Genomic DNA, 260 nt, shown 5'->3' with positions numbered 1-260 from the left:
CCGGCACGACTTGTTAGTCGAGTGATTTTAAATCCCTTGTGTCTACCAATTCCACCACTCGGGCATCGAGTTTGCTATTTAAAGCAAGTTGATAAAACTAATATGGAGCGGCACACGAGGCTCGAACTCGTGACCTCGACCTTGGCAAGGTCGCGCTCTACCAACTGAGCTAGTGCCGCATAATATTAATTCTAAATAATTTTTTATAAGTTACATATTGGTGTATGTAACCAAACCACAAAGTGGTGCCCGAGGCCGGA

The 260-nt window shown here is 44.6% G+C and carries 1 tRNA gene; it reads right to left on the bottom strand.

Annotated features, from left to right (window positions below):
• Window positions 1-103 precede the first annotated feature (103 nt).
• A tRNA-Gly gene (locus AAEY75_RS15900) sits at window positions 104-179 on the bottom strand.
• Between the last annotated feature and the right edge of the window lie 81 nt (window positions 180-260).

The organism is Psychrobacter sp. TB55-MNA-CIBAN-0194 (genome assembly GCF_040309505.1).
In the GTDB taxonomy this organism is placed as follows: Bacteria; Pseudomonadota; Gammaproteobacteria; order Pseudomonadales; family Moraxellaceae; genus Psychrobacter; species Psychrobacter fozii.
The sequence above is the reverse complement of the archived record's forward strand: the minus strand, read 5'-3'. Positions and strand labels throughout refer to the sequence as shown.